The 342-nt window shown below is 68.1% G+C and carries 1 protein-coding gene; it reads left to right on the top strand.

What is annotated here, in order from left to right; translation table 11 throughout:
• Positions 1-342, top strand: a 342-nt coding sequence (locus tag KBX43_RS31265) for a HAMP domain-containing protein (RefSeq protein WP_210888617.1), incomplete at both ends; no start/stop codon positions are given.

The raw sequence follows: 342 nt of genomic DNA, 5'->3' as shown, positions 1-342 counted from the left end.
CCACAGCGGTGGCGAAGGGTGACCTGTCGCAGAAGATCACCGTGGACGCCCGGGGCGAGATCCTGGAGCTGAAGTCGACTGTCAACACGATGGTGGACCAGCTGTCGTCGTTCGCCGACGAGGTCACCCGGGTGGCCCGTGAGGTGGGCACCGAGGGCAAGCTGGGCGGCCAGGCGCAGGTACGCGGCGTCGCCGGCACCTGGCGGGACCTGACGGACAACGTCAACTCGATGGCGTCGAACCTGACCGCGCAGGTGCGCAACATCGCCCAGGTGTCCACGGCGGTGGCCAAGGGTGACCTGTCGCAGAAGATCACCGTGGACGCGCAGGGCGAGATCCTGG

It is taken from the genome of Micromonospora sp. C41, assembly GCF_018070485.1.
GTDB lineage: Bacteria > Actinomycetota > Actinomycetes > Mycobacteriales > Micromonosporaceae > Micromonospora > Micromonospora chalcea.
The sequence above is the reverse complement of the archived record's forward strand: the minus strand, read 5'-3'. Positions and strand labels throughout refer to the sequence as shown.